Source organism: Okeania sp. SIO2C9 (assembly GCF_010672455.1).
Taxonomy (GTDB): Bacteria; Cyanobacteriota; Cyanobacteriia; order Cyanobacteriales; family Microcoleaceae; genus Okeania.
In genome coordinates this window covers 281170-305970 of record NZ_JAAHGO010000012.1, presented here as the reverse complement: position 1 = coordinate 305970, position 24801 = coordinate 281170, and the positions used below count along the sequence as shown (strand labels likewise).

The 24801-nt window shown below is 35.3% G+C and carries 23 protein-coding genes and 3 pseudogenes; 13 read left to right on the top strand and 13 right to left on the bottom strand.

Features of this window, described 5'->3' with window-relative positions:
- Positions 1-72: 72 nt before the first annotated feature.
- Positions 73-906, bottom strand: coding sequence for an HpsJ family protein (locus F6K23_RS11865; RefSeq protein WP_293155090.1), 834 nt, complete (start codon positions 904-906; stop codon positions 73-75).
- 676 nt (positions 907-1582) lie between these two features.
- Here F6K23_RS11865 and F6K23_RS11860 point away from each other — a divergent pair.
- The 4 genes from F6K23_RS11860 to F6K23_RS11845 all read left to right on the top strand — a co-directional run bounded on the left by F6K23_RS11860 (position 1583) and on the right by F6K23_RS11845 (position 4877).
- Complete coding sequence (locus F6K23_RS11860) at positions 1583-2278, top strand: response regulator transcription factor (protein WP_293155087.1); 696 nt, start codon at positions 1583-1585, stop codon at positions 2276-2278.
- A 16-nt stretch (positions 2279-2294) separates the two neighbouring features.
- Positions 2295-2801, top strand: coding sequence for an adenylyltransferase/cytidyltransferase family protein (locus tag F6K23_RS11855; RefSeq protein ID WP_293155084.1), 507 nt, complete (start codon positions 2295-2297; stop codon positions 2799-2801).
- A gap of 241 nt (positions 2802-3042) precedes the next feature.
- Positions 3043-3762, top strand: coding sequence for a GUN4 domain-containing protein (locus F6K23_RS11850; RefSeq protein ID WP_293155080.1), 720 nt, complete (start codon positions 3043-3045; stop codon positions 3760-3762).
- A 644-nt stretch (positions 3763-4406) separates the two neighbouring features.
- Positions 4407-4877, top strand: a complete 471-nt coding sequence (locus F6K23_RS11845) for a GNAT family N-acetyltransferase (protein WP_293155077.1) — start codon at positions 4407-4409, stop codon at positions 4875-4877.
- Here F6K23_RS11845 and F6K23_RS11840 read toward each other — a convergent pair.
- The 10 genes from F6K23_RS11840 to sppA form a co-directional block, all read right to left on the bottom strand.
- The gene (locus F6K23_RS11840; protein ID WP_293155074.1) at positions 4831-5841 is read right to left on the bottom strand and encodes a sucrase ferredoxin; all 1011 of its coding nucleotides are present in this window, start codon (positions 5839-5841) and stop codon (positions 4831-4833) included. The genes F6K23_RS11845 and F6K23_RS11840 overlap by 47 nt on opposite strands.
- 2 nt (positions 5842-5843) lie before the next feature.
- On the bottom strand, positions 5844-6119 hold the full coding sequence (locus tag F6K23_RS11835; protein WP_293155072.1) for a hypothetical protein: 276 nt from the start codon (positions 6117-6119) through the stop codon (positions 5844-5846).
- A gap of 22 nt (positions 6120-6141) precedes the next feature.
- Positions 6142-6300 carry a hypothetical protein gene (locus tag F6K23_RS11830; RefSeq protein ID WP_293155070.1) on the bottom strand — a complete coding sequence of 53 codons (159 nt, stop codon included), beginning with the start codon at positions 6298-6300 and terminating at the stop codon, positions 6142-6144.
- A gap of 800 nt (positions 6301-7100) precedes the next feature.
- On the bottom strand, positions 7101-8261 hold the full coding sequence (locus F6K23_RS11825) for a cupin domain-containing protein (protein ID WP_293155068.1): 1161 nt from the start codon (positions 8259-8261) through the stop codon (positions 7101-7103).
- A 717-nt stretch (positions 8262-8978) separates the two neighbouring features.
- Positions 8979-9170 carry a hypothetical protein gene (locus F6K23_RS11820; protein ID WP_293155065.1) on the bottom strand — a complete coding sequence of 64 codons (192 nt, stop codon included), beginning with the start codon at positions 9168-9170 and terminating at the stop codon, positions 8979-8981.
- A gap of 333 nt (positions 9171-9503) precedes the next feature.
- Positions 9504-10847 (bottom strand): TRAP transporter large permease subunit, encoded by a 1344-nt coding sequence (locus F6K23_RS11815; RefSeq protein WP_293155062.1) that lies wholly within the window; start codon positions 10845-10847, stop codon positions 9504-9506.
- Positions 10831-11385: a TRAP transporter small permease subunit gene (locus tag F6K23_RS11810; protein ID WP_293155059.1), complete on the bottom strand. Its 555-nt coding sequence runs from the start codon at positions 11383-11385 to the stop codon at positions 10831-10833. The genes F6K23_RS11815 and F6K23_RS11810 overlap by 17 nt, the downstream gene beginning before the upstream one ends.
- 650 nt (positions 11386-12035) lie before the next feature.
- Complete coding sequence (locus F6K23_RS11805; protein ID WP_293156137.1) at positions 12036-12494, bottom strand: hypothetical protein; 459 nt, start codon at positions 12492-12494, stop codon at positions 12036-12038.
- 200 nt (positions 12495-12694) lie between these two features.
- Complete coding sequence (gene aroH / locus F6K23_RS11800) at positions 12695-13072, bottom strand: chorismate mutase (protein WP_293155056.1); 378 nt, start codon at positions 13070-13072, stop codon at positions 12695-12697.
- 37 nt (positions 13073-13109) lie between these two features.
- Positions 13110-13928, bottom strand: coding sequence for a signal peptide peptidase SppA (gene sppA / locus F6K23_RS11795; RefSeq protein ID WP_293155053.1), 819 nt, complete (start codon positions 13926-13928; stop codon positions 13110-13112).
- A gap of 414 nt (positions 13929-14342) precedes the next feature.
- Here sppA and F6K23_RS11790 point away from each other — a divergent pair, with 414 nt between their 5' ends.
- From F6K23_RS11790 to F6K23_RS11780, 3 genes and pseudogenes are all read left to right on the top strand, one after another.
- On the top strand, positions 14343-15410 hold the full coding sequence (locus F6K23_RS11790; RefSeq protein WP_293155050.1) for a DMT family transporter: 1068 nt from the start codon (positions 14343-14345) through the stop codon (positions 15408-15410).
- A gap of 439 nt (positions 15411-15849) precedes the next feature.
- Positions 15850-16178: pseudogene (locus F6K23_RS11785) on the top strand (ISAs1 family transposase); the annotation flags it as partial.
- A gap of 496 nt (positions 16179-16674) precedes the next feature.
- Positions 16675-17754, top strand: coding sequence for a hypothetical protein (locus F6K23_RS11780; protein ID WP_293155047.1), 1080 nt, complete (start codon positions 16675-16677; stop codon positions 17752-17754).
- 180 nt (positions 17755-17934) lie between these two features.
- Here the strand turns inward: F6K23_RS11780 and F6K23_RS11775 are convergent, their stop codons facing one another.
- On the bottom strand, positions 17935-19449 hold the full coding sequence (locus F6K23_RS11775) for a GMC family oxidoreductase N-terminal domain-containing protein (RefSeq protein WP_293155044.1): 1515 nt from the start codon (positions 19447-19449) through the stop codon (positions 17935-17937).
- Positions 19450-20135: 686 nt separating this feature from the next.
- Positions 20136-20927, bottom strand: a complete 792-nt coding sequence (locus F6K23_RS11770) for an aspartyl/asparaginyl beta-hydroxylase domain-containing protein (protein ID WP_293155041.1) — start codon at positions 20925-20927, stop codon at positions 20136-20138.
- A gap of 398 nt (positions 20928-21325) precedes the next feature.
- On the opposite strand from F6K23_RS11770, the pseudogene F6K23_RS11765 reads away from it, so the two are divergent.
- The 6 genes and pseudogenes from F6K23_RS11765 to F6K23_RS11740 all read left to right on the top strand — a co-directional run.
- Positions 21326-21412, top strand: a pseudogene (locus tag F6K23_RS11765) (DUF2555 domain-containing protein); the annotation flags it as partial.
- Between the two features lie 372 nt (positions 21413-21784).
- Positions 21785-22108, top strand: a complete 324-nt coding sequence (locus F6K23_RS11760) for a DNA methyltransferase (RefSeq protein WP_293155038.1) — start codon at positions 21785-21787, stop codon at positions 22106-22108.
- Positions 22109-22248: 140 nt separating this feature from the next.
- The gene (locus F6K23_RS11755) at positions 22249-23451 is read left to right on the top strand and encodes an FAD-binding oxidoreductase (protein ID WP_293155035.1); all 1203 of its coding nucleotides are present in this window, start codon (positions 22249-22251) and stop codon (positions 23449-23451) included.
- A gap of 3 nt (positions 23452-23454) precedes the next feature.
- Positions 23455-23580, top strand: coding sequence for a hypothetical protein (locus tag F6K23_RS11750; RefSeq protein WP_293155032.1), 126 nt, complete (start codon positions 23455-23457; stop codon positions 23578-23580).
- Positions 23581-23675: 95 nt separating this feature from the next.
- Positions 23676-24036 (top strand): annotated as a pseudogene (locus tag F6K23_RS11745) (phosphopantothenoylcysteine decarboxylase); the annotation flags it as partial.
- 369 nt (positions 24037-24405) lie between these two features.
- The gene (locus tag F6K23_RS11740; protein WP_293155029.1) at positions 24406-24756 is read left to right on the top strand and encodes a hypothetical protein; all 351 of its coding nucleotides are present in this window, start codon (positions 24406-24408) and stop codon (positions 24754-24756) included.
- Positions 24757-24801: the final 45 nt, after the last annotated feature.

Genomic DNA, 24801 nt, shown 5'->3' with positions numbered 1-24801 from the left:
TTACCAAATTATTTAAAGTTTTTATCTCTAAATACTCTAAATATTATGAGATATTATTTTGCATTCAATTAACTATCTAGCAGGATTTTGGCGACGTCCTTTACCTTTAATAATTCCCATATTTTTTAAACCTGTCCAACCAATCATAATGTAGCCTACTGCTAAAAGTAAGCTGCTAAAACCTGTTCTAACACTTGATTTAAAAGAATTGCTGTTAGCTTGTTCTTCTAATTCTTGCTTGCGAGTACGAATTCTAGTTAAAAGTTGAGCTGGTAATTGTTGTGCCTGACGATTGAGAAATTCATCTATAATTTGAGGATTTTCTTTTGATTGTTCTAACAAGCTTTTCACTTGCTCTGATAATTGTTCATTTTCTAATGCTTCATTCAGCCTAGTTTCATCTCCTAATAATGTACTAAATTGATTTTTTAATTGACTTTGCCTTTGTTGTATCTGATTTTGAAATTCGCTGGTACTGACACGAGCTTCTAATTGTGTTTCAGCTGTATTTGCTTGCTGATTTATTCGTTCAATGGCCTCTGCCCGAGCTAGACGAGTATTATTTAAATGTAGAGGAAATAGTAACAAATATATTAGTCCTAATAAGCTCGCTAGTAAAAGTCCCCAAAATCTCAAATCTAATATAGAGGATGTGGAGTTATCTTGAAGGCCAGAATTACTGTTTACCCAATAGCCTGTAAATAATAGGGCCATTCCTACCATAGGAATAATTCCTCGATCAACTAACTGTGTCACTAGACCAATTTGCCATGCTCTACTACTTATATTGAAAGGAATTGACAATACTACAAAGTCAAGTAGAGAAGACAAAATCATAATTATCCCTACTACAGTAAGAGTCCTAGCAGCTATGGAGGAATATTGACGAATGTTTGTTGCTTTCATGGCATTTTACTAAGTTATAAAATTATCGTTCACTGGGTATAGCGGGTCTTAATTTCTGAGGATGCACTCTACTACAGCTAATAGCTAAAATATGTTTTAGCTATTAGCTGTAACTCTCTGTCTTTAACATTATCGCAGAGTTTACAAAGAATCTATCAGGATTTATCTATCACTATTATTTAGAAATTGATGGTACTGAAGTATATATTGTGTAATAATGGTCTAGAAATAGGCCAAATTACTACCATTCTTTACAAGACCCAATTTTGTTACTTGACTAAGCTTATTTTAACAGTTTGATTTTTGATCTTCAAACCTATCATATTGACTTTTTTATACTAATGTTCAAATAAATCAGGTAAGATTTCGTATTAAGTTAAATACAAATCTCAAAAAAATTAATTGATTCAGTAATTGTTAAAAACCAGAAATAATGGTAAAAACTACAGTCTACAAAAAAATACTAATGAAAATCACAAATAGAGTCATTTCAGTTTAGATTGAGACAAGGGTTTCTTTCATTGAAATACTTTTAGCAGAACAAGTGTTTCATTGTTATTTGAAATTACTATATCTACTATATCATATTAAAAGTAGAAAATTAATGTAAAAATAAATAAATATAACAAGATATTATTCTAGTATGAATGGGTAAACGAGGAGGATTAAGTCAGCAATGAACGATAACATTGAGAACAAGAAACAAATACTAATAGTAGATGATGAAGACAGCTTAAGAATTCTATTAAAACGACATCTAGAATTACAAGGATATGAGGTCAAAGATGCAAATTCTGGTTTAGATGCACTATCAATGTTAGAACAATTAAATCCGGATTTAATTGTTTCTGATATAATGATGCCGCAAATGGATGGTTTGGAATTTTGTCAACGTTTACGCTCTAGTGATTTGGGTCAATTAGTACCATTTATATTTCTATCGAGTAAAGGAGAGTTAGAAGACCGAATTGTGGGTTTATCTATGGGAGCAGATGATTATATAAATAAGCCATTTGAAATGCGAGAATTGGTAGCAAAAATTGAGGCTCAATTAGACCGTTCCCGTCGTGTTCATCTGGAAATGAAAAAGCTTACTGAAAAGAATCTAGTTCAAACAACAAAATCTCAGGAAATTCCCGAACCACTACCTCTAACACCAGCAGAAGAAAGAGTTTTTTGGGAAGTAGCTCAAGGTTTGACAAATAAACAGATCAGCGATCGCCTATTTATTAGTCCTCGAACTGTACAAACTCATTTGAGTAAAATAATGAGAAAGCTAAATTTAGAAAATCGCTCCCAGTTAGTTCGTTATGCGTTTGAACATGGATATCAAGTACCTACTGAACAAAATGTCAATGAAGGTCAAGCATAAAGATAAATATTAAAGAATGGACTCCCAAAAACTAATTTCTGGTTTGTACAATTTAATTGAACTAGAACAGACAATCAATTTTCAACCAACTGATTGGCGACCTTTAGTATTTACAAATGGATGCTTTGATCTACTTCATGCAGGACATATTCGCTATTTATGGGCAGCTAAATCTTTGGGACGCTCGCTAATAGTAGGGTTAAATAGCGACCGATCAGTACAAACAATTAAGCCACAACAATCGGGATATCCTGTGCGGCCAATTATCCCCCAAGACCAACGGGCAGAAGTTTTAGTCGCTCTGAAACCAGTGGACGGAGTCGTCATGTTTGATGAAACGACTGCTACTCATCTGATAGAACGACTTAAACCTGATATATATGTTAAGGGTGGGGACTATTCGGTTGAAACATTACCAGAAGCACCAAAAATTATCGAATATGGTGGTAAAATTTCTTTAATTCAAATAGAGGTTTCTACTTCCACTACTAGAATTATTAATCGTATTTTACACAATAAATAGTTTTCAACAATTAATAATTAATAATTAACAATTACCTCTTCTTTTCAAGAACAAGATTGAGTAAAAGGAAAATTTTTTCTTCTCTTAGTCGATTGGATATGGCGAGGTATCCTCACCATACCACCCTACGGGAAGCTCCGAAGATCGACTGCTTTTTTATCTTTTTAAGGAAGAGACTTTAAACCTTAATTATTCGGTTAATTATCAATTAACTTCAAAAGCTGAAACACACAGTAATTTTATGACAGAATCAAGGATTAATTCTACAACAAACCCCTCATTTAATATAGCTGAACTGCAATCTCAATTAGAATCTAGTTCTGAAAAAAAACAGTTACAGGTAATTCCTCTTTTGGCACAAACAGGGAATGATGGTTTGCAAATATTAATGGAATTTTTACAAACGCAAAAATTAGATTCACCTACTATAATTTCAGGAAAAATATACCAAGTTTTACGTCAAGTAGATTCATCGAAAGTTGATGAATTTATAAATAAAAATTTTCCTCTGGGAGTTGTACCTATAAAATCAGAATCTAATGTTGACTATAGTCATATACAAGTAAAACTAGCTCATCAAGATTTTTTAGAAGCTGATAAATTAACTATGCAAAAATTGTGTGAATTGGCAGGAGAGGCAGCTGTACAAAGAAAATGGCTTTATTTTTCAGAAGTAGATAGTATTCCCATTCCAGATTTCCAGACTATTAATACTATGTGGTTGGTTTATTCAGAAGGTAAATTTGGATATTCTGTACAGAGAGAAATGTGGTTAAGCGTGGGTAAAAATTGGGATAAGTTGCTACCAAAAATCGGCTGGAAAAATGGCAATAGTTGGACGAGATATCCAAATGAATTTACTTGGGATTTGAGTGCGCCAAAAGGCCATTTGCCTCTATCCAATTTACTGCGTGGGGTACGAATGTTTGGGTCTATATTATCTCATCCTGCTTGGCCTTAATCTGAATGGCGATCGCCTTTAATTAGGGTTTGCTGATAAAGTCTTTTTCAGGATTGGGGGAGTAGGGGAGTGGGGGAGTAGAAAGTAGTTAGGAGGAACGGAGAATAGCATTTAATTAGGAGGTAGTTGGAACAATTTTTAGAGTGATTTTTCTGCAATTATTATGCCTTTTATGTTATGCTAACTTTTTGAGGGTTTTGGACTGGAAACCTGGTACTTTTTTCGTAAGCATTTCCTGCGGACTGCTGGGCAAACAGCTATTAGCGGTCAGCTCTCTAGCGGTCAGCTCTCAGCTTTTTAATGAATGAAGTAAAAATTCGTTTAACTTATACTACATTTTCTACCCATAAATTGAAACACAAGCAAGACTTGTTTTGAGTTTTTAACCTATACAATTAAAGCTAATTAAGCTGATAGCTGAAGGCTGAATACTTACCTTTTTTCAACCACAAAAAGGCTTTAGCCAAACTCTGTCAATGGTTTTAAATTTAATCGGTAAGCCATAATTAAAGAGGGTGCATCTCAATATTTGCAAACATACTTTCTCCTATATATTCCCTGTTGCCAGATGAGTTGTTTCCTAAAAGCGATAAATTTTTGGCTTTATTTAAAATTGAGATACACCCATTAAAGATGCTTGAAAAATGAGAGAATTTCAGATTCGCTTAATTCAAAACCAACAAGAAAAAGATGCAATGTATTATCAACGTTGGTTAGTATTAAGAGCGCCAATAAATATGGAGATAGGAACAGAAAAAGACGAATATGAAGATAGTGCTTTACATATTATTGCTATTTGCAAACAACAAATTATTGGGTCAGCTAGACTCCGGGAAATATCTGAAGAATTAGGAAGTATTGCATATCTTTGTGTTTTGCCTGAATTTCAATTTCAGGGAATAGGAACAGCTATAACCAAAAAAATTATTGAAATTGCCAAGCAAAAACAACTAAAACATTTGAGAGTAATGACTCGTCTCAGTGCTTCTAAGTTCTATAAAAGAATAGGTTTTATTGAAACTGGCGAGCCATTTCAATTTTTAGACATACCCCATCAATTTATGTACTTTAACTTGCTTTTTTCTGAGGATAATTTACAACTACTTTCTCAGTAATTTTCCGTTCAATTGTGAAATTAATATGGCTAACATAATACTTTATAAATTCATAACTATTAGTAGCATCGCAGGAACCTTTGAGTTGAATAGTTTTACTTTCATCTTTGACTAACCTACCTTCACAAGTGTATCTAGATCCATCAGGTTTAACTACAGCTAATTGAGTGTTAATTAATGTTCTATCAGAATTTATATCGAGGTCTAAAAAATTAATCTTATACTCAAACCATTCCCAACCATGGCGGAACATAAGTTCCCTTTCTAATGCCTGAATACAAGTTGGTAAAATGCCCCAACCTCGATATACACCACCTAATAATTTAATATTGCCCGTTCGTAGCAAAATAGATTTAAAAGATTCCCCATCAAGTAACCCATAATATCTACCATCAGGAAAATCAATCATAGTAGGTGCGAATCTATGGCCACCAAAGTGACTTGCTTTCCAAATCCTAGTATTTTTTACACCCAATTCGGAAATAGTTTTTTTAGCTTGCATATAAAACGGATTACCATATTTAGCACAGCACTTATCATGGCTACCGTGAGTACAAACTAACATATCCCTAATTTGATTTTCTTGAGCATTAATATCTGAATTATCTCCTGCTAAATATTTTTGAATAACAGGAGCCATTTTTTCAGGATGTTCTACATCAAATTCATATTTTTTATAACCACTTACAAATGAACTTTGCTCTTTTTCATAGATTAAAATTTTTCTATTATTTTGTCTTTGATTTTGATTTTGAGTGATTAGTAAAAATCTGACTGAAAGCTTAGATTTACTGACTTCTCTCATCAAAATCTCTAAATTTTCTGGTAGATAACGAGACTCATAAGCATTATAATCCCAAGGGTAAGGGCACTCTATCAACACATATATGGAATAGTTTGTACCACTTCCAATAATATCTTCATTTGCTTTTCGGCAAGCATCAGCGCAAAAAAATGTATTCATATTTAAACTCCAGGTTCTACAAAAATAACTCTTTCATTAACTAGCTTCGATAATATTGGCATAATATCTATTTTCCAGTCATAATCAGGGAGTAAATTTATGACGTCTTTTCCAGTAAATGTTTCTCGACTAAATAAATTTTTCATACACTTTTCTGGCACTCCTTTAATAGATACTTCTTTTTCAGAAACTATGATTTTATATTCATCTTCTCCCTCGGATATTTGAGAAATTTGTAAACGTTGAAATTGAGGTATTTTAAACTTAGTTTCCATCATTATCAAATATATGTATTCATGTTTAAACTCCAGGTTCTACAAAAATAACTCTTTCATTAACTAGCTTCGATAATATTGGCATAATATCTATTTTCCAGTCATAATCAGGGAGTAAATTTATGACGTCTTTTCCAGTAAATGTTTCTCGACTAAATAAATTTTCAATAAACTTTTCTGGCACTCCTTTAATAGATACTTCTTTACCAAATAATTAAGCTTTAAAGTCTCTTCTTTTCAAGGAGAAGTAATTATTAATTCTTGAACATAAACTATAATTTTATATTTATCTTCTCCCTCAGCTATTTGAGAAATTTGTAAAGGTTGAAATTGAGGTATTTTTAACTTAGTTTTCATGGGATGATCAAATATATGTATTCATGTTTAAACTCCTGGTTCTACAAAAATAACTCTTTCATTAACTAACTTCGATAACATGGGCAGAATATCTATTTCCCAGTCATAATCTGGCAGTAAATTTATGACATCTTCTCCCGTAAATGTTTCTCGACTAAATAAATTTTCAATACACTTTTCTGGTACTCCTTTTAGAGAGACTTCTTTACCAGAAACTATGATTTTATATTCATCTTCTTCCCCAGTTATTTGAGAAATTTGTAAAGGTTGAAATTGAGGTATTTTTAACTTTTAGTTTTCATGGGATGATCAAATATATGTATTCATGTTTAAACTCCTGGTTCTACAAAAATAACTCTTTCATTAACTAACTTCGATAACATGGGCAGAATATCTATTTCCCAGTCATAATCTGGCAGTAAATTTATGACATCTTTTCCTGTAAATGTTTCTCGACTAAATAAATTTTCAATAAACTTTTCTGGTACTCCTTTAATAGATACTTATTTACCAGAAACTATGATTTTATATTCATATTTCCCCGGCTATTTGAGAAATTTGTAAAGGTTGAAATTGAGGGATTTTAAACTTAGTTTCCATGGCATTATCAAATATATGTATTCATGTTTAAACTCCTGGTTCTACAAAAATAACTTTTTCATTAACTAACTTCGATAACATTGGCATAATATCTATTTCCCAGTCATAATCTGGCAGTAAATTTATGACATCTTTTCCTGTAAATGTTTCTCGACTAAATAAATTTTCAATACACTTTTCTGGTACTCCTTTTAGAGATACTTCTTTACCAGAAACTATAATTTTATATTCATCTTCTCCCTCGGCTATTTGAGAAATTTTTAAACGTTGAAATTGAGGAGTTATAAACTTAGTTTCAATACCATTCGCAAATATATTAAATCCAGCTTGATATGGCAAAGCATATTGATAGATAGGTTTTCCCAAACTATCTAAATAGCTATAATATTCTTCGCTAATATTATGATTATTTATATACTGTTCTAAGTCTTGAATTAAGGTTTCTACGCTTAGATTAAAAGAATTATTATCTACTCTTAAAGGTAGACTTTCTCTCCACTCTTCTCTGTGTTGTAATTTACAGATTAACCATTCCAATAGATCGATACCTGTTTTACCGTGAATACCTAAAGTTAGATGAATAGATGGTTCCTCTTTTGTAACTGCGTAATGCCAATGTCCGCGAGGTATATAAAGTACATCTCCTGGATGCAAAATACAACTTAAATAAGCTTCTTCTTCTGGTGGTTCAATAGAGGATGATTTCTGATTTGGCAATGGGTATTTTAAAGTGTCGGTGTAGACATACCATTGTTTGCTTCCTTCTACTTGCAGAATAAATACATCGTGAGTATCGTAGTGACGAGAGAAACCTTGTTTACTAGACCAGGAACAGTAAGCATTGACCTGAGTAGGATATCCTAACTCATAACTAAGTTTTGAGGCCAACATTGAAACCTCTGGAATCCTTTGATGAATTTGGTCTATGATTAAGGTCCCACCTTTCTGACACCATTGGGTAAGATTTCTATTTTCTTTTGCCTCTAGAACTTTTCCATCAAATGCAAGACGTAGATCGGGATATTCTATTTGATGGAAGTTCAATAGATGGTTGAGTTTGTCCCATGAAAAAAGGTCCGTAAAATCTTTCTGTCCTTTACTAGAGATGGCGATCGCTTTCTTTGTCCAGTTGTTTTCCAGAAACTCTTCCTGGGGTAATGGTTCTATTAAGTATTTTAGCCACGACATAATCGAGATTTTTTTCTATTAATTTTTGATAATAATTATAGGATGGGTTTTTCCAGAATTCTTAACTTTCTCATATTATAAAGCTACCTAAAATTGATTCTGTATTCTTTGATAGAGCTTTATTAAATACTTTAGGTTTGAGGTAATTGATAATTTTTTCTATTAAGTTTTTAACATAGTTTTTTATAGAATTCTTAACTTTCTCATATTATAAAGCTACCTAAAATTGATTCTGTATTTTTTAGAAGTTCGAGAAAGCTGGAATACGTTGTAACCCTAAATCCTAACCAATAATTTTTTTTACTTGTTGCTCTTGGTACTTCAAGAGATTTTGAAACTATGAATACTATATATTACAATATTACAAAAAAATTACTTGGTATTTTAATATTTATTTTACTCTAGTATAGTCATTTCAAATAAGTAATGAAACACTTTTTCCGCTAAAACTCTTTCAAGGCAAGAAACGCTTGTCTCAATCTAAACTGAAATTACTATAAACGCTTCTTAGGCTGTATAAAGAAAAAATATAATACACTTAATTTTGAAAATCAATACTCTAAATATTTTTATTAAGCAGGGGTAAAGCTTTTACCGTTAGCTCTGTTTAGTTGTCACCAGTTCAAGACTTACATGACTAGTTAAGATAGGGAAAATAGGTAAGTCTTAACCCCTAAATATTCAAAACAAAAATCAAAAGACTTGAATACCTAGCTATTAATGATGACGGTCGCCACCATCTGCATCAAAATTACGGTCGCCACCATCTGCATCAAAATTACGGTCGCCACCATCTGCATCAAAGTTTAATCCTGATGCCAAGTTTTTTCCCTGTAACACAGGTATGTCTGTGACTTCTATTTGAATTTTACTAGGCCTAGCTTGCTGAACATTAAAACTCCTTGACATAGTTTATTTCTCCAAATTTAGCTATATTTTTCTCAGTAACTCCATATCAACTGGAGTTGAAAATCAGTATATATTAAACTCCTTGATTTATGCAATAGTTGAGAAAAATTTTTAATTATTTTCAAACTCCAGCAGTTGCTTGAAAATTCGTTAAAAGAGCTGAAAAGTTCTATATATCTCGGCTAGAGATTTTCAAGTTATAGCAGTTTGCGCTGGTATATTTACAAATTGCAGGAGGTGCCCAATAGCTAAAAGTCTTATACTATCGGCAATTTACTCCCCCAGATGAGCTGTTGCCTGTTGCTTGTTGTCTGTGCACAACGCTATAAACTTTTATCTACTTAAAGATGGCAGAAAATTCACAATACCTGGAAAAGAAATAATTATAACTAATACCAATAACTGAAGTAAGATAAATTGAATAGCACCTCTATAAATCTCGCCAGTAGTAACCTCTGGAGGTGCCACACCCCGTAAGTAAAATAGTGCAAAACCAAAGGGAGGCGTTAAAAAAGATGCTTGAAGATTAGCCCCTAATATTACACCGTACCAAACCAAATCAATTCCAAGTTGTTGAGCAACAGGTACAAATAAAGGCACAACAATAAAAGCAATCTCAAAAAAGTCAATAAAAAAACCAAGAAAAAAAACAATTGCCATACTGACAAATAAAAAACCTGCTGTCCCCCCAGGAAGATTAGAAAGTAAATCAAACATAAAGCGATCGCCTTCAACCCCCCGAAAAACCAAACTAAAAGCGGTAGATCCAAGAAGTATAAACATCACCATCGTAGTTGTCTTGAGAGTCACATCACATACATTTCTCAAAGAAGTCCAACTAAATCGACCATTGGCCAGAGCCAGAGCGATCGCCCCCACACACCCTACAGCTCCAGCTTCAGTCGGTGTAGCAATACCAAAAAATATACTACCCAAAACCAGTAAAATTAATAATAATGGTGGAATCATTACTGTTAGCACCCTAATACCCATAGCTTTACCTCCTAGACTGCGCACCTCTGAGGGTAAAGCTGGAGCCAAGTCTGGTCTAATAAAAGCAACAATTAGAACATGAAGAGCAAATGTTCCTGCCATTAGTAGGCCAGGCAAAATAGAGCCAATAAAAAGATCCCCAACAGAAATTCCTAGTTGGTCTGCCAATACTACCAAAACTACACTAGGAGGTATAATCTGTCCCAAAGTTCCTGATGCAACAATAACACCCGTCGCTAATTCTTTATTATACCCATACCGCAACATAATAGGTAAAGAAATTAACCCCATTGCCACTACTGTGGCAGCAACCACGCCAGTAGTAGCAGCTAAAAGAGCGCCCACAAGAACAACTGCTAGAGCTAAACCCCCTCTAACTTTACCAAATAGTATCCCCATTGTTTCCAGGAGTTGTTCTGCAATACCGGACTTTTCCAACATTGCTCCCATAAATATAAAGTAGGGTATAGCTAACAAAGTATAATTGGCCATAATTCCAAAAATTCTTTGGGGCATTGCAGTCATAAATATGGGATCAAACACTTCTAAAGCAATACCTATTAATCCAAAAATTATGGCGACACCCCCCAGAGAAAAAGCTACAGGGTAACCTACGGACAGTAGCACCAGTGCTCCTGCAAACATTAATGGACCTAGCCATTCATATTCAATACTCAGATTCATCAGACTCCTTATGGGGTGTTAGTTGGCCTGTAAAAACCGCAAAATTTTTAATTGCTTCAGAAATTCCTTGGAGAAACAATAATACAAAACTAACTATAATCATTGTCTTAATTGGGTAACGAGGTAACCCACCAGGATCGGGAGAAGTTTCCAGGATAGCCCATGAATTTAAAACAGCTCCCCAAGAAACAAAAATAACAATGAGACTGAAGGGAATTAAAAATAATATCGTACCAATAAAGTTAGCTAGAGCTTTTCTTCTAGGACTCCAGCGAGCATAAAAAATATCTACACGAACGTGTTGATTATGTTTGACACAATAAGCTCCACCAAGAAGAAAAACCAGATCAAAAATATACCACTGAACTTCAATGAAAGCGTTGGAAGTTAAGTTTTGACCAATGCTCCTACCTAAATAGCGTCCAATGACATTCCAAAGACCAACTAAGACCATCAGTAAGACTAACCAATAAGTAAGACGTCCAATTAATTCATTCAAACCATCAATCATCCTAGATAGACGTAGGAGTATTTTCAATACGACTCCTCCTAAATTTCCATAGCATTAAACTTAAGTATGTTTTGGACATTTGATTGTGCCCTGAAACTTTATATATTTTCAGAATACCCTGTGCAGCATACGGCCTTATCAATAAGAATATTTATATCTTGCTCTAAAATTCTGGGACATCTTCATTTTAAATTAGATGATTTTCAATGCGATTCATATTTTTTTTTATAAATTTTCAAATCTTCAAAGCCTTGCCAGAGATGATACCCAGCCATTATTTTTCACATGAAAATAAAAAAGTTTGCTCAAAGGGGTTGACACTCAAAGGTAGAGTTGCTAGATTAGTAAATGCGCAGGGAGAGAGGCAAACACCTCCTACCAACGCCAGAACCTAGAAAACTCAATAGTTTGAAAGTTAAAATTTTGAATCCGTTCCCATTAGTCCCATACGCAAGCCATAAGGTCTAGTCATTTAGAGCAGTCCTTTTTTATGATTGGTGTAGTTATTCTTCATCAGCATACTATACTCTTAATGTCAACCTCCTTAATTGATTACACGCCCTAGTATCTATAATATTTTGAAAGACCTATCAAATAGTGATTCTATCATTTGAAAAAAACTTTGAGGCAGATTGAAAATAGATATTAATTCTTAAAACTCAACCTGCCTTTAATAATTAAAAACCATCAAATTCTTCAATAGTTTGCCACCGAACTTTATGAGAAAAGCCAGATGATTTAAACTGTTTAAGTTTCAATGGAGTAGGTAGATTTGCTGGTATGGAAACTCTGATTTCAAAATCAATGACACCTGGTGGTACTTCTTCAATTGACCCAAGTCTGGTACGATTTTGCATAACATTATTGTTATCAGCATCATAAATACGTCCATACACATCAGCATCATATAAAGTTTTATCAGAAGAATTTTTGGCTTTACCACCTATGATAAAACACTTAGCTGCCATGCTAGAACCACTAGAAATCATTCCTTTTTCTAAACTAGAGGGACATTCTTTGTATTCTAGATCGTATAACTTAACTGGAATTGCTGCCCAAGCAGGGCTAGTCCAGAGCCAAGTGACTATGGCAACAAGGGTAGATATAATAAGATTGGCAAAAAATGGCGCTCTCATATAATAAAAATTTAGAGTAAGCATTATCAATAACTCTAGCTTATTTTCTTAAAAGGTTATCAAAAAAAATGAGTGTAGTGACACTAAACAGCTAAAGTAACCCTTGAGTATATTGGATATAGTTAATATTAATAGTTAATAGCTTGCATTCGCGTAACGTTGCGTAGCAAAAAAAATCCTTAACAGACTATTGTCTTTTTTTATACCTTCTGCCAGTCAGGTCTCAAATTTTTTGCCCCTCGCAAATAGGTATGAACAATTTTTTTGGCCTGAGTTTCTGACATATTCACATGAATCAAAAACCTGATACAACGTTCTAAACTACCTTCAACATGCATCTGCTGCACATCTAATAAAGGTACATTATTCCAGTTGGGACGTTGGCGGGCGATCGCTGCCGGAAACATAGCATCTAAGTCACGAGTTACAGAGAAAGTCGTACTAATAATTTGGCCTGGATCAATTTGATTATGGTTCTCTAGCTCATCTAGTAGTTCCGTTACTGCCTCTTGAATGGCTTCTTTTGAGTTTTCTGAGACAGTAGTTGCCCCACGAATTGCTTGAACTCGCCACACCACGCCAAAATCCTCCCAATCAACAACTTTTTATTTTAACTTAAGGTCGATACAGCCACAGAGGTAAGCCATTGGTAGATACTTCAAATTCTACCCAACTTTGAGCTGCCGATAGTTTTGATGATACCTGATTATTACCCAAAACTTTACTTACTAAAGATTTTGGTTTTTCGAGGGTACAACTCTCGGTCTTCTCTGGGTCTAATTTTATCAGTTCACAAAGCCATTTACGGGCATCTTCTTCAGTACCTAAACGGTCAACCACTCCTAATTCTAATGCTTGTTCCCCTGTGAAAATTCGGCCATCTGCAAAACTTCTGACAGTTTCTACAGCTAAATTTCGCGCCTCAGCCACTATTTTGACAAATTGCTGATAACTATTATCAATCAAGTCTTGGAGAATTTGCTTTTCTGGATCTGTCATTTCTCGGTCGAAGGCTAATATATCTTTGTATGGACCAGACTTTACTACTTTAAAAGAAACCCCTACTCTTTCCAAAAGACGTTCTATATTGTTACCTCGCAGAATCACTCCAATACTACCTGTGATTGTCCCAGGGTTAGACACAATATGTTGAGAACCCATGCCAATATACACGCCCCCAGAGGCTGAAATATTGCCGAAGCTAGACACAATTTTGACTTTATCTTGCAAATTTTTCAGGGCATTGTAAATTTCGTGAGAGTCAGCAACAGTACCTCCGGGACTATCAATTCTCAGTAACAGACCAGGGAATTTTCTTTCTTCTACCGTTTTCAGTGCTTCTAAAACTCGTTTTCTGGTGTCGCTCCCTATAACACCACTAATTTCAATTCGGGCAATTTGTTTACGATACCGAGGCTTAAATGGCCAAATCATACTTTTATTCAGTCAAAAGTCAAATTTAATCATAGCACAAGTTATCTGAATTAATTTAATAACATATTATACTTAAATTGTCAATTTAAATAATATTTAATGAATATTTTGAAATTTTGCCTTATTATTAGTTAAACAAATTTAATCATACATATTTTTACGAAAAATTGTTACAATTTGTAAATAACATTTTAATATTAATGTTTAAAATAATGACCAAAAAATAGGGTCAATAGTCTCCCCTTGGCTGCGCCACGAGCTGTAGCTCTACAAGGGGACAGAAAAATTAAACTTCAGTATTTCGGTGCCTCTGACTTTCCTGCGGAATGCTGCGCAAACAGCGGTCGGTACTGATAACGAAGTTCCTCCGATAGGAGGCTAACTGATGACTGATAACTGATAACTGAAATAACTATGCAGCTAAAACTGACTAACTCAAAACTTCCTTTTGCACCACTGTTATTAATTGCTCCCTTTTTCTTCTGGGGAACAGCAATGGTAGCGATGAAAGGTGTTATTCCTCAGACAACACCATTTTTTATGGCAGCAATGCGTATATTGCCAGCAGGTATATTATTGTTACTGGTAGGAATGATTCAGGGAAGACCTCAACCACAAGGAAAAATAGCTTGGTTGTGGATTTTATTATTTGCCTTAGTAGATGGTGCTTTGTTTCAGGGGTTTTTGGCTCAAGGGTTAGTCAGAACTGGTGCTGGTTTGGGTTCGGTGATGATTGACTCCCAACCTCTGGCAGTAGCTATTTTATCATTGTGGTTATTTCAAGAGAGAATTAGATTTTGGGGTTGGTTAGGTTTAGGTATTGGTGTTTTTGGTATTAGTTTAATTGGTTTACCTGATGAATGGATCGGAAGTTTACTGCATCCAGAAACAATAGAAGCATCTCTGGGAATAGGTGCGCTGTTTCAAAGTGGAGAATGGTTGATGTTATTAGCATCTCTATCTATGGCAGTAGGAACAGTATTAGTGCGTTGGGTTTGCAGATATAATGACCCAGTTATGGCAACTGGTTGGCATTTAATTTTAGGTGGTGTTCCATTACTTGCTCTTTCCGCAGGGTTTGAGTCTGGACAGTGGGTAAATATTGATGGGTATGCTTGGATAGCTATGGGTTATGCCGCAATTTTCGGCAGCGCGATCGCTTATGGTTTATTCTTTTATTTTGCTTCTTCTGGAAATCTTACGAGTTTAAGTGCTTTAACTTTTCTAACTCCAATTTTTGCTTTGTTGTTTGGAAATTTGTTTTTAGGAGAAGTTTTGAGTTCGTTACAGTCAGTGGGAGTAGGTTTAACCTTAGTTAGTATTTATTTGATTAATCAACGGGATGTATTAGCTGAGAAGTTGAATTTGAGGATTTCAAAACAAGAAGGTGTTTCCAATCATAATTCTGGCAAAATATTGATACAATCTCAACAGGAAGCAGTTGAAGTAAAGGTGCAAGTTGGAGTTGAAATATCAGAGTAATTTAATGTAAGCAGATGATAATCAAGTTTTTGTTTGTAGTTGGGCTTTGTTGAGCAATAAAATAAGTGTTTTAGTCCCTAAAGCACAACTACTACACTAATTATACTGAAATTAAACAGCAAAAAAATTAAGTCTATTTAGACCTTTGATAACGTGAACCTAAAGCTACTGCACCAGGGTCAACGCATCTAATTTTTTTGACAAATGACCAAGGAGATAATTTCAAATGGAGGCTATGCGATCGCGTTTGCGTAGCATTCAGTAGGAAAGAGGACTGGAAGTCTATCGCTTCTCAAATTACTATCAAAAAATACCCAAACTTTCAACCGTCAAAACTATCAAATAAATATCATAATTAATACTTAAAAAATCACTATTAAACTGAATATTAGAGTTTCTTTTAGGATAATTATCCTAGTAATAATAGAAAAATTTAACAATGAAACTCCAGCCAAAAAAGAGTATTTATGAGTATTTTTATGAACTAGAAGACCTGAGGGTAGATAGAACTAAACGTCATCAATTAATTGATATTATTATAATTACTATTTGTGCTGTAATTTGTGGTGCGGATACATGGGTGGATAAGCTTATGGTGAGTCTAAATATGAATGGCTAAAAACTTTTTTAGAACTGCCTAATGGCATTCCATCTAACGATACATTTGCACGAGTTTTTGCACGTCTAGACCCAGAACAATTACAGCAATGTTTTTTGTCATGGGTCAAGTCAGTAAGTCAAATAACTGAAGGAGAAATAATAGCAATTTTATAGGTGTTTTTTACCCTTTTTTTAACAATGGCCAAAATCTTTAGACGTTAGCGGAGCTTTGCGTCAGCAATCGCTTAAAAAATTATAGCGATCGCTCTATTTAGCATACGCTATACATAGTCTCTTTGCGTAAGTCCTGCTATAAAAACTCCCGTATCAGTTATCGATCAAGGTTGGACATGATCGCGTCCGCTCTAAAATAGCGTTTGTGGAGCGTGAGCTAAGATGTCTCACAGTCTCCATTCTCGGAATGTACCTCTTGGTCATTTGTCAAAAAAATTAGATGCGTTGACCCTGGGAAAACTGCAAAGTGGTTATCCCTCTATAGGAATGATTATGATTTGATTTATTGTGTGATTTTTATTTTCTTTATTCTATACTGCCACGACTTTTCAGGCATTTTTTTATCTAGTGAGGCAAGAAATTTTTGCATAAATTTCCGGAGGAGCGGTGAAACAATATCAGGTAATGAATTTTCTCAGGAAATTTAATCATGTTGAACAAAGTTGTGAAAAAATTTTCAATAGCTACAGCCAGTGCTGTCTTGAGTTGTGCTACGATAGGAACTAACCCACTTCCATCTAAAGCTGCTGTTATTTTTGGTAATGATGGGTTATCTGGAGGGTTTCGATGGGATGCAGACCCAAGAATACTTAATGGGAATGAACGCTCACTTGATGGTGGACTCCGATATTCACTACAAGGCGGCTCCTATCAAGCCTACCGAGATTTATTTAGCTGGAATGTACTGCCTAGTGTCTCTGAGTTTCAAAATGCAATTGAAAATGCGTTCAATGCCTGGACTTTGGTTGACCCAGTATCTGGATTAGGAACGGATTTATTTTTCGTGGCTGACCTGGAAACAGAGGTTGTCGGTACTGGCAGAGGCAGTGTCAATACCGCAGGAGCCGAGATTGACCTCTTAGCAGCTATTGATGGAACTTTCTGGAACCCAGGAGATTCGGGACAACGTGGCGAAGCCTTCTTTAGAGCTTCCTTTGGTGATGTCACCCTAACTTCAGGCACTACAGATTACAGTGGCGGAGGTGCCATCTCTGGAGCAGACATCACTCTTAACAACAATCCTGAAGCCGTTTATTCTCTAGATTTCTTCCAGTTATTGCTGACCCATGAGATTGGTCATGCTATCGGCTTAGGAGATGTTGAATTCAATATTAATCCTGGTGTTTTCATTGATGACAACTTTGATGGCAGTAGCAGCGAGACTGCTCTAGCTACTTTAACTAATTCATGGGCAGGTTTAGTTGATCCATTTAATCCGGCAGCTTCACCTTTATCTCTGTTTGATGTTCCCAACGCTGACCCCGGTATTGATACCTTTGGCGTTGATATTTTGATGGAAAGTTTTATTCCAAGTGCTTTAATTGGAGATCCAAGCCCACTGCGTAACGATGACTACGGCGGCCGTCAGTTCCTTTATCCATTTGTCCAAGCTGCTTCTGTTCCTGAACCGACTTCTACACTAGCTCTAACCGTAATTGCTGGTCTGGGTACAGGAAGTACCCTATTAAACAAGCGAGTATCTTCCCGGAAAGAAGAGTCTAACAATTAAATGCTGACAGCACTATCCCTCATTTTAAGTGCTAATAATGACTTAATTGCTGAGTTTACAAATGGAGCATTTGTTGAGGCTGACCTCAGTGTTGTATAATCTTAAGTTTTAGTTAAATTGGGTCGGCGATCGCGTTCTGGGGAATCGTTAGAGAAATGCGATCGCCATGAAGCCACAAATTCAAATTATCGCTTTTTGCAACATAATATCCCCTACCCTAAGAGCATTAGCTGCAATAGTCAGAGCTGGACTAACACCCAAAGCATTTGGCATAAAACCACCATCCACAACAAAGACATTTTCATGGTCATGTAAACGACAATCTTGGTCAAGTACAGATGTATTTGGATCTTTACCAAAGCGAGTTGTACCTACTTGGTGGGACGTATGAATATCATCCTTATGACCCATTGCCCCAAAACATAATACCGCTCCTGCCGAACGAAATACCCGTTTTAACTTAGTCATGTAATACCGAGAACGGAAAACATCATAAGAATGAAATTTGTGGAACAGACGAATTTTCCCATCCTTACCAACTTCTATCCGATTTTCCTCTTGGGGTAAATCTTCCACAATACCAGTTATTACTAACATTCGCTTCAACAGAAATTCGGCGATAGGTTGAGGAATTGGCACAGGAAAATTTTCTTGTAGAGAAAGAAGTCCGGGAATAGGTACAGTTTGAGCTAACCCTAATTTATGTGGAAATTCTTTGGAACCAAGATAGAGGTCTGTAAACCCTAACTGTTTAATAAATTTATCCGCCCCACCAGTAGATTGTTTGAATAATCCCGCCACTAAAGCACCACAATGATACATATAATTCCGCCCTACTTGTCCACTACGCCCTGTTAAACCAGACTTCATCAGAATAACTGGACTACCCAATGCTCCAGCAGACAGAATATAAATTTTGGCAGTGAGTTCCTCCACTTTGCCAGTTTTGCGACAACGAAGGCGAATAGCAGTAACTTTTTGACTGGTATTAGTAACTAAATATTCTGCCTCTGTCAGAGTTTGAACTTTAAGGTGGTAATTAAGGGTTGCCTGATCAATAGCACAGATCACTGTAGAAGCACGAGATTCATTGGGGCAGTAAAAACCAGGACATTTAGAACAACGTAGACAAGTATCAAAGTTTATACCGAAGGCAAGATGAAAAGGAGTTAGTCCCGCAGCTTTGATACCTTTTTCTAATTGTTGGTTAATTGGTTCGAGTGGTGGAACTGTGGCCGGATAACCATTATTTGGCGTACCAATATTCAGCATTTTGTGTGGCTTATCCCCGGCGACACCGAATAAAATTTCTGCCTGGTCGAAGTAAGGAGCCATATCATCATAGGCGATCGGCCAATCCCATAAATGACGGGGTAACCATTGGTCATAAAATTTACCTGGATGGAAATCGTAGGGACTTGGGCGCATGAGTACTCCTCCATATAGGGATGTACCACCACCTAATATTCCTGCGATGTGAAGTTGAGCGCTACGTCCATTTACTTGAATTTGGCGATCGTCAAAAGCTTCTTTATTAATCAGCATTCGTTGCTCATCTTGAAAGGCTTCAACATCACTAAATCTAGGGCCACGTTCCACGAGCAGAACTCGTTTACCAGCTTTTGCTAGAGTATGGGCAATTGTTCCTCCTCCTGCACCACTGCCAATAATTATTGCGTCAAAATCGTAACCCACTACTGCTCCAAATATATTTTTTTAGTTTTGTTTTTTATTAAATCAGGACTTAGGCAAATTATTAGACAATACGCTATTAGTAGGGGGCGAATGCCATTCGCCCCTACTATATATGGCGCTACTATAGTTAGGACATCGGGTGATTATGATGATTTATGACGCGAGCAAGATCCTCGCACTAATTGTCCTAACCGCCTTGGCGGTTGCTATATATATGGCGCTTGGTGCGTAAGTCCCCGTCTCACTTGACGCGAGCAAGATGCTCGCACTAATATATATGAATAATTTCTAATAAATTGTTTGTTATTTGAGATACAAAAAATTTGATACCTAGCAGGACTTACACAAATTTACTTTTAAAGTACCATTCGCCCCTACAAATGGTATTCGCCCTCCCTATTTGTAGAGTCTGGTGCGTAAGTCCTTTCTAGAACAAAAAGGGCAGTAAATATTATCAATATAAAAGAGCTGAAAATTTAAAGTTTACCTCTAGCAAAAAAATAGCGATCGCCTTACTTCACCTCTGAATTAAAAAACAATAATATCAAGTTGATAATTTAGCTTAGAGCATCAATCAATAATAATAATAGAAGGAAAGGTTAGGACAATTCGAGAAGCTCTAAAACTCAGACAAAGCAATATTTTTCCTCCTTCCTCCTTCCTTCTTCCTTCTTCCTTCTTCAAATTTAAACTTTCTCTTTTTCACGTTCCTGTGCAAACAATTTTTCTAAACGGTCTGCCCAATGTTTCTGATTAATATTAGCATCTTGAATATAGGGAGAAATTGCAATTAATTTCATAAATAATTCATTAAAAACTGAAAGAGGAAAACGCATTGGTCTCATTATGTCTAAAAATAAAACTACACGGACACCATCAGTTTCATTCCAAGCTTCATGGGGAAAAGAATCATCAAACATCATACTTTTTCCTTCTTCCCAATGACGGGTTTCATCACCCACCCGAATGCGACATTTTTCTTTTGGTTCAGGTACTTTTAATGCTAATAAATAACGAACAACTCCTTTGTAGGGACCTCGATGTTCAGGAATATGTTTACCAGGTAATAAAATAGAAAAGAATGCTGTTTTCATCCCCGGAATTTTTTCGATTAAACGAGTTGTTTCTGGGCATCTTTGACAATTTTTTTCTGATTTAATACCATACCCATACATAAAAAATGTTTTCCACAAATCATCAGGGCTAGTATAATCAGCTTGGTCTGGAGAAATGTCTTGGAAATTTGGTAAACTATCTCTGTATTTGAGGAGTTCATCTAATTCTTTCCGAATCAATACCCAATTTGCTTCTATCTCAGTGGTCCAGTCAAATTGTTGAGAGTCAAAAAATGCTGTATCACCAATCAAGGAATATTTAGGAATTAACTTTTCATAATATCCAAGAAGTTTAACTCCAATACCATATATTAATATTCTCCTAAATTTTGCCCTGATTGTTTCTAAAGAGAGATTCACCATAGATTTTTTTCGCTTGAATTTAAGCTGTTTAGATAGTTTTTACGGAACCAGTCCAAGTTAATATAGTACACAAACTAATATTTTGGAAGTCGAGAATAATTAAAACATTTTAAAAAAATTGTCTATGGCACTATGTTGTTTGCTCTAGGCGTTAACGAGCCCCCATGTGTAAATTTTCTCACTCATATTAGATATATTATTAGTATTTACTTATCTTTACATAGTTTGGTTTATTTATGCCAACTTACTTAAATCTATGATTTTCTCTAAATAATCATAGATTTTGTCAAGCTGTTATTTACCCCCAATTTACTGAGCAGATACAAAATTACTACGAAATAGAAATCAAAGTAAGTCGCGAAGAATTTAATGCTATTGGAATTGAGCCAGACTCTGTTATACTACGAGCGATCGCCTTTCAACGTCCAGAGTTAATTGAACCTTATGTCCATTTATTGGATTTTGAGCCTTGTGATGAAGCTTGAATTCATTAATGGATAATTGATAATGGATAATTGATAATTACCTCTGGTTAAAACCGCTACGGAATTGAATATAAGGAAATATTATTTCTTTTCTCTTGGTCGATTGGATATGGTTAGGAAACCCATCCATCCCATCCTACGGAATGCTCCGCAAACGACCGCTTTTTTTCCCTTAAAAAGGGAGGCTTTAAACCAGAATTATTTAATTATTAATTAGTTAATTATTCGGTAAGGAAGAAGGAAGAAGGAAGGAAGTACAGGTATTAATAATTAAATATTTAAGTGCGGGCATCTTGCCCGCTTGGGTGTACCTCACAAAGATTGAATGCTGTATATTCTCTTTTTTTTCTTTCTTATCTTGTCACAACCATAATGTTAGAAACATACCCCTGTATCCTACTTCCTAAAGCAAATGAAAATTTGGAAATTTGCAGAAAAAAAATATTTGGGGAGAGGCGATCGCTGTTTGAGATAATTGTGTATAAAGACAGTAGTATTGACCTAATATTTGCCACTCCTCCCTCTCAAAAACCAGAAGCTTTATTGGGAATAATTATTAGAGCAAGTAGTTGTCCTGGCGATTTAATTATAGATTTATTTGCAGGAACTTTTACTACATCTGTAGTCGCTCAAAAATTGGGAAGGAAATCTATCAGTATAGAAAGAGAAGAAGAATATGTGAAATTAGGATTATAAAGATTTAATTTTGTTTCTGAAGCTGAAAGTATAATTTAACTATGAAGTAGAATAATTATCAAAATTTGACTTAATCTAAGTATAGGAAAATTATACAATTGATATTTTCAACATAATCAGTTTAACATTCATAAAAACTCATGAAAAATCCCAATACAAAATATGATTTTCTAATTGTAGGTAGCGGCATCTTTGGTATTACTGCTGTTGTAGAATTAGCCAAAAGAAAATATAAAGTGGCAGTTATTAACCCAGATACCATTCCCCATCATCTAGCAGCTTCTACTGATATTACTAAAGTTGTCCGTATGGAATATGGTACAGATAAAGAATATTTCCGCATGGCAGAAATATGTATTGACCGCTGGAAAGAATGGAATGATTTTTTTGGGGAAGAATTATATCACGAAGTAGGTTTTTTAATGCTGTGTAAAGATAAAATAGAAAGCGATCGCCACAGCTTTGAAAAGTTTAGTTACCAAAATCTCGTTGAAAGTGGTTATTCTCCAGACAGAATGAATGCTGAAAGTATTAAAGAACGTTTTCCAATGGTGAATAACTCGGTTTACATAGATGCTAATTTTAATCCGAAAGCAGGTTATGTAGAATCTTCACTGGTAGTAGAAAAACTAACTGAGTATGCTTGTTCTTTAGGTGTTGAAATTTACCAAGGGCAAACCGCAGAAAGTTTGATTGTGGAAAATGGGAAGTTGCAAGGAATCAAAACTAGAGAGGGAAATACTTTTGAATGTGGTCATGCGCTGGTAGCAGCAGGTGCGAATACTCCCTATCTTTTGCCAGAACTACAACCTTACATGAAAACCACTGGTCATCCTGTTTTTTGGTTAAAACCTCAAAACCCTAAATACTTTTCGTCGCCCTATTTGAGTGTTTTTGCAGCCGATATTTCTAATTCTGGTTGGTATGGTTTTCCTTTTTTGCCTAAATATGGTGTTGTCAAGATAGCTAAACATTCTAGTGGTGTACCTCTTCATCCCGAAAATAGCGATCGCCGAATTAAAGATAATGAGGTAGAGAAGATGCGGTCTTTTCTGAAGATAACTTTCCCCGAATTGGTAGATGCACCTTTGGTGTATACTCGTAGATGTTTATATACTGATACCCTTGACGGACACTTCTGGATAGATAACCATCCAGAAATTCAAGGTCTTTCTGTGAGTAGTGGTGGCAGCGGACATGGGTTTAAAATGGCACCTTTATTAGGAGAAATTGCAGCGGATATTGTGGAAGGGAAATCACATCAATTTTCCCATAGGTTTAGATGGCGACATTTAACACCTGATACCATTCAAGCTGAAGAAGCTAGAGGTTCTGAAATTTAGGCGTTGCATAGAGTGCGGGATGAATTTGTGGGTGTGGGGGGTGTGGGGAGTGTGGGGAGTGTGGGAGGAGTTATAGAGAAAGAGGAAGTACAAAAATTCATCCCTTGGTTGAGCAAAACCGAAATTTAGTGCAACTTTGGGTTCATAAACTTAGAGCTACAAATTTTCAAATCCTGAAAAGATTGTCAAATAGCGGAATATTATGAGTAAAAAAGTTTGAAGCTGAATATAGTAGTGAGAAATTGCCCAAGCGATCGCTACCAAATTCATTACCTTTGACACCAGTACCGGATATTGTGGCGGAGTGTAGGAAAATTAAAGCAGTCTCATCAATACTTAATTGGTTTTGCAGCACAGACTGGAGATATTGTTGCCCCTGCTTTGGAGAAATTACGAGTTAAAAATTTAGATGCTATTGTTGCTAACCCTATCGATCGCGAAGGTGCAGGTTTTGGCAGTAATACAAATCAGGGAATTTTTCTGGATGCAGAAGGTAGGCAGTTAGATATTCCCTCTTGTAGTAAATTAGAGATGGCGCATCATTTGTGGGATTTTGTTTTGGAGCCGTATGCGGTAAATAGATGACAAAAGTGGACAATAAGTTTATTCTCTAACATTAGCCTAAATAATTGTTTGCAAAAGTAGTGATTGACTGTTACTATATATATCAGGATTTATAGTCATAATATTGTTTGTAATGAAACAAGGAGAAATTTATCAGAAACCGACAACTAAACAACTTTAGAATCAGTTCGGAGAAAGTCAAAACTTTACTGGTCTGACATCTATATATCACCCTAATTCAAGAACACAACTACAATATTGGTGTGGATGAGGGGTTTGAGTAGCAACCGATGAAGAAATCAGGTCTATTCCCCTGATTATTGTGTTTCAAATCAGGAAATTTCGTAGATAAATCTGGTTTCTGTTTAATTAGTTATTGAGGAATTAATTATGTTTGAACTTTTTGCAAGTCTGCTGATAACACAACGGATGGTAGAATGGTATCCCGTAGGAGCTAACCGTAAAGCCACAACATCAATAAACATGAACACTATTGAATACCTGGGCGATAACTTGTGGGGAGCAGAAATATTAAAGCAATACGACCAGGAAGACGAAGATGGAATGAGAGAAGTTTATATGGGAGTGCAAATTGATTGTAATACTCGCAGATTTCTTCCTATAGTAATCAGACGAATAACTGCTACAGGTCAAGTTATTGTGGAAACAACACTAGAAGGAAATGGGTTTATATCTCCAATAGGTTCAGAAAAAGGAATTTTGACAATATGCGATCGCTAATCAAATTAACAGTTAAAAGTAATATCAAATCCACGGTCATTGCGA

What these genes read in the sequence shown, in the direction of transcription:
- F6K23_RS11855 (WP_293155084.1), top strand. Translation starts at nt 2,295, where the DNA reads ATGGACTCCCAAAAACTAATTTCTGGTTTGTACAATTTAATTGAACTA.
- sppA (WP_293155053.1), bottom strand. Translation starts at nt 13,928, where the DNA reads ATGATTTGGCCATTTAAGCCTCGGTATCGTAAACAAATTGCCCGAATT.
- F6K23_RS11805 (WP_293156137.1), bottom strand. Translation starts at nt 12,494, where the DNA reads ATGAGAGCGCCATTTTTTGCCAATCTTATTATATCTACCCTTGTTGCC.
- F6K23_RS11820 (WP_293155065.1), bottom strand. Translation starts at nt 9,170, where the DNA reads ATGTCAAGGAGTTTTAATGTTCAGCAAGCTAGGCCTAGTAAAATTCAA.
- F6K23_RS11790 (WP_293155050.1), top strand. Translation starts at nt 14,343, where the DNA reads ATGCAGCTAAAACTGACTAACTCAAAACTTCCTTTTGCACCACTGTTA.
- F6K23_RS11850 (WP_293155080.1), top strand. Translation starts at nt 3,043, where the DNA reads ATGACAGAATCAAGGATTAATTCTACAACAAACCCCTCATTTAATATA.
- F6K23_RS11840 (WP_293155074.1), bottom strand. Translation starts at nt 5,841, where the DNA reads ATGAATACATTTTTTTGCGCTGATGCTTGCCGAAAAGCAAATGAAGAT.
- F6K23_RS11760 (WP_293155038.1), top strand. Translation starts at nt 21,785, where the DNA reads ATGTTAGAAACATACCCCTGTATCCTACTTCCTAAAGCAAATGAAAAT.
- F6K23_RS11835 (WP_293155072.1), bottom strand. Translation starts at nt 6,119, where the DNA reads ATGATGGAAACTAAGTTTAAAATACCTCAATTTCAACGTTTACAAATT.
- F6K23_RS11865 (WP_293155090.1), bottom strand. Translation starts at nt 906, where the DNA reads ATGAAAGCAACAAACATTCGTCAATATTCCTCCATAGCTGCTAGGACT.
- F6K23_RS11825 (WP_293155068.1), bottom strand. Translation starts at nt 8,261, where the DNA reads ATGTCGTGGCTAAAATACTTAATAGAACCATTACCCCAGGAAGAGTTT.
- F6K23_RS11770 (WP_293155041.1), bottom strand. Translation starts at nt 20,927, where the DNA reads ATGGTGAATCTCTCTTTAGAAACAATCAGGGCAAAATTTAGGAGAATA.
- F6K23_RS11755 (WP_293155035.1), top strand. Translation starts at nt 22,249, where the DNA reads ATGAAAAATCCCAATACAAAATATGATTTTCTAATTGTAGGTAGCGGC.
- F6K23_RS11845 (WP_293155077.1), top strand. Translation starts at nt 4,407, where the DNA reads ATGAGAGAATTTCAGATTCGCTTAATTCAAAACCAACAAGAAAAAGAT.
- F6K23_RS11780 (WP_293155047.1), top strand. Translation starts at nt 16,675, where the DNA reads ATGTTGAACAAAGTTGTGAAAAAATTTTCAATAGCTACAGCCAGTGCT.
- F6K23_RS11740 (WP_293155029.1), top strand. Translation starts at nt 24,406, where the DNA reads ATGTTTGAACTTTTTGCAAGTCTGCTGATAACACAACGGATGGTAGAA.
- F6K23_RS11860 (WP_293155087.1), top strand. Translation starts at nt 1,583, where the DNA reads ATGAACGATAACATTGAGAACAAGAAACAAATACTAATAGTAGATGAT.
- F6K23_RS11815 (WP_293155062.1), bottom strand. Translation starts at nt 10,847, where the DNA reads ATGAATCTGAGTATTGAATATGAATGGCTAGGTCCATTAATGTTTGCA.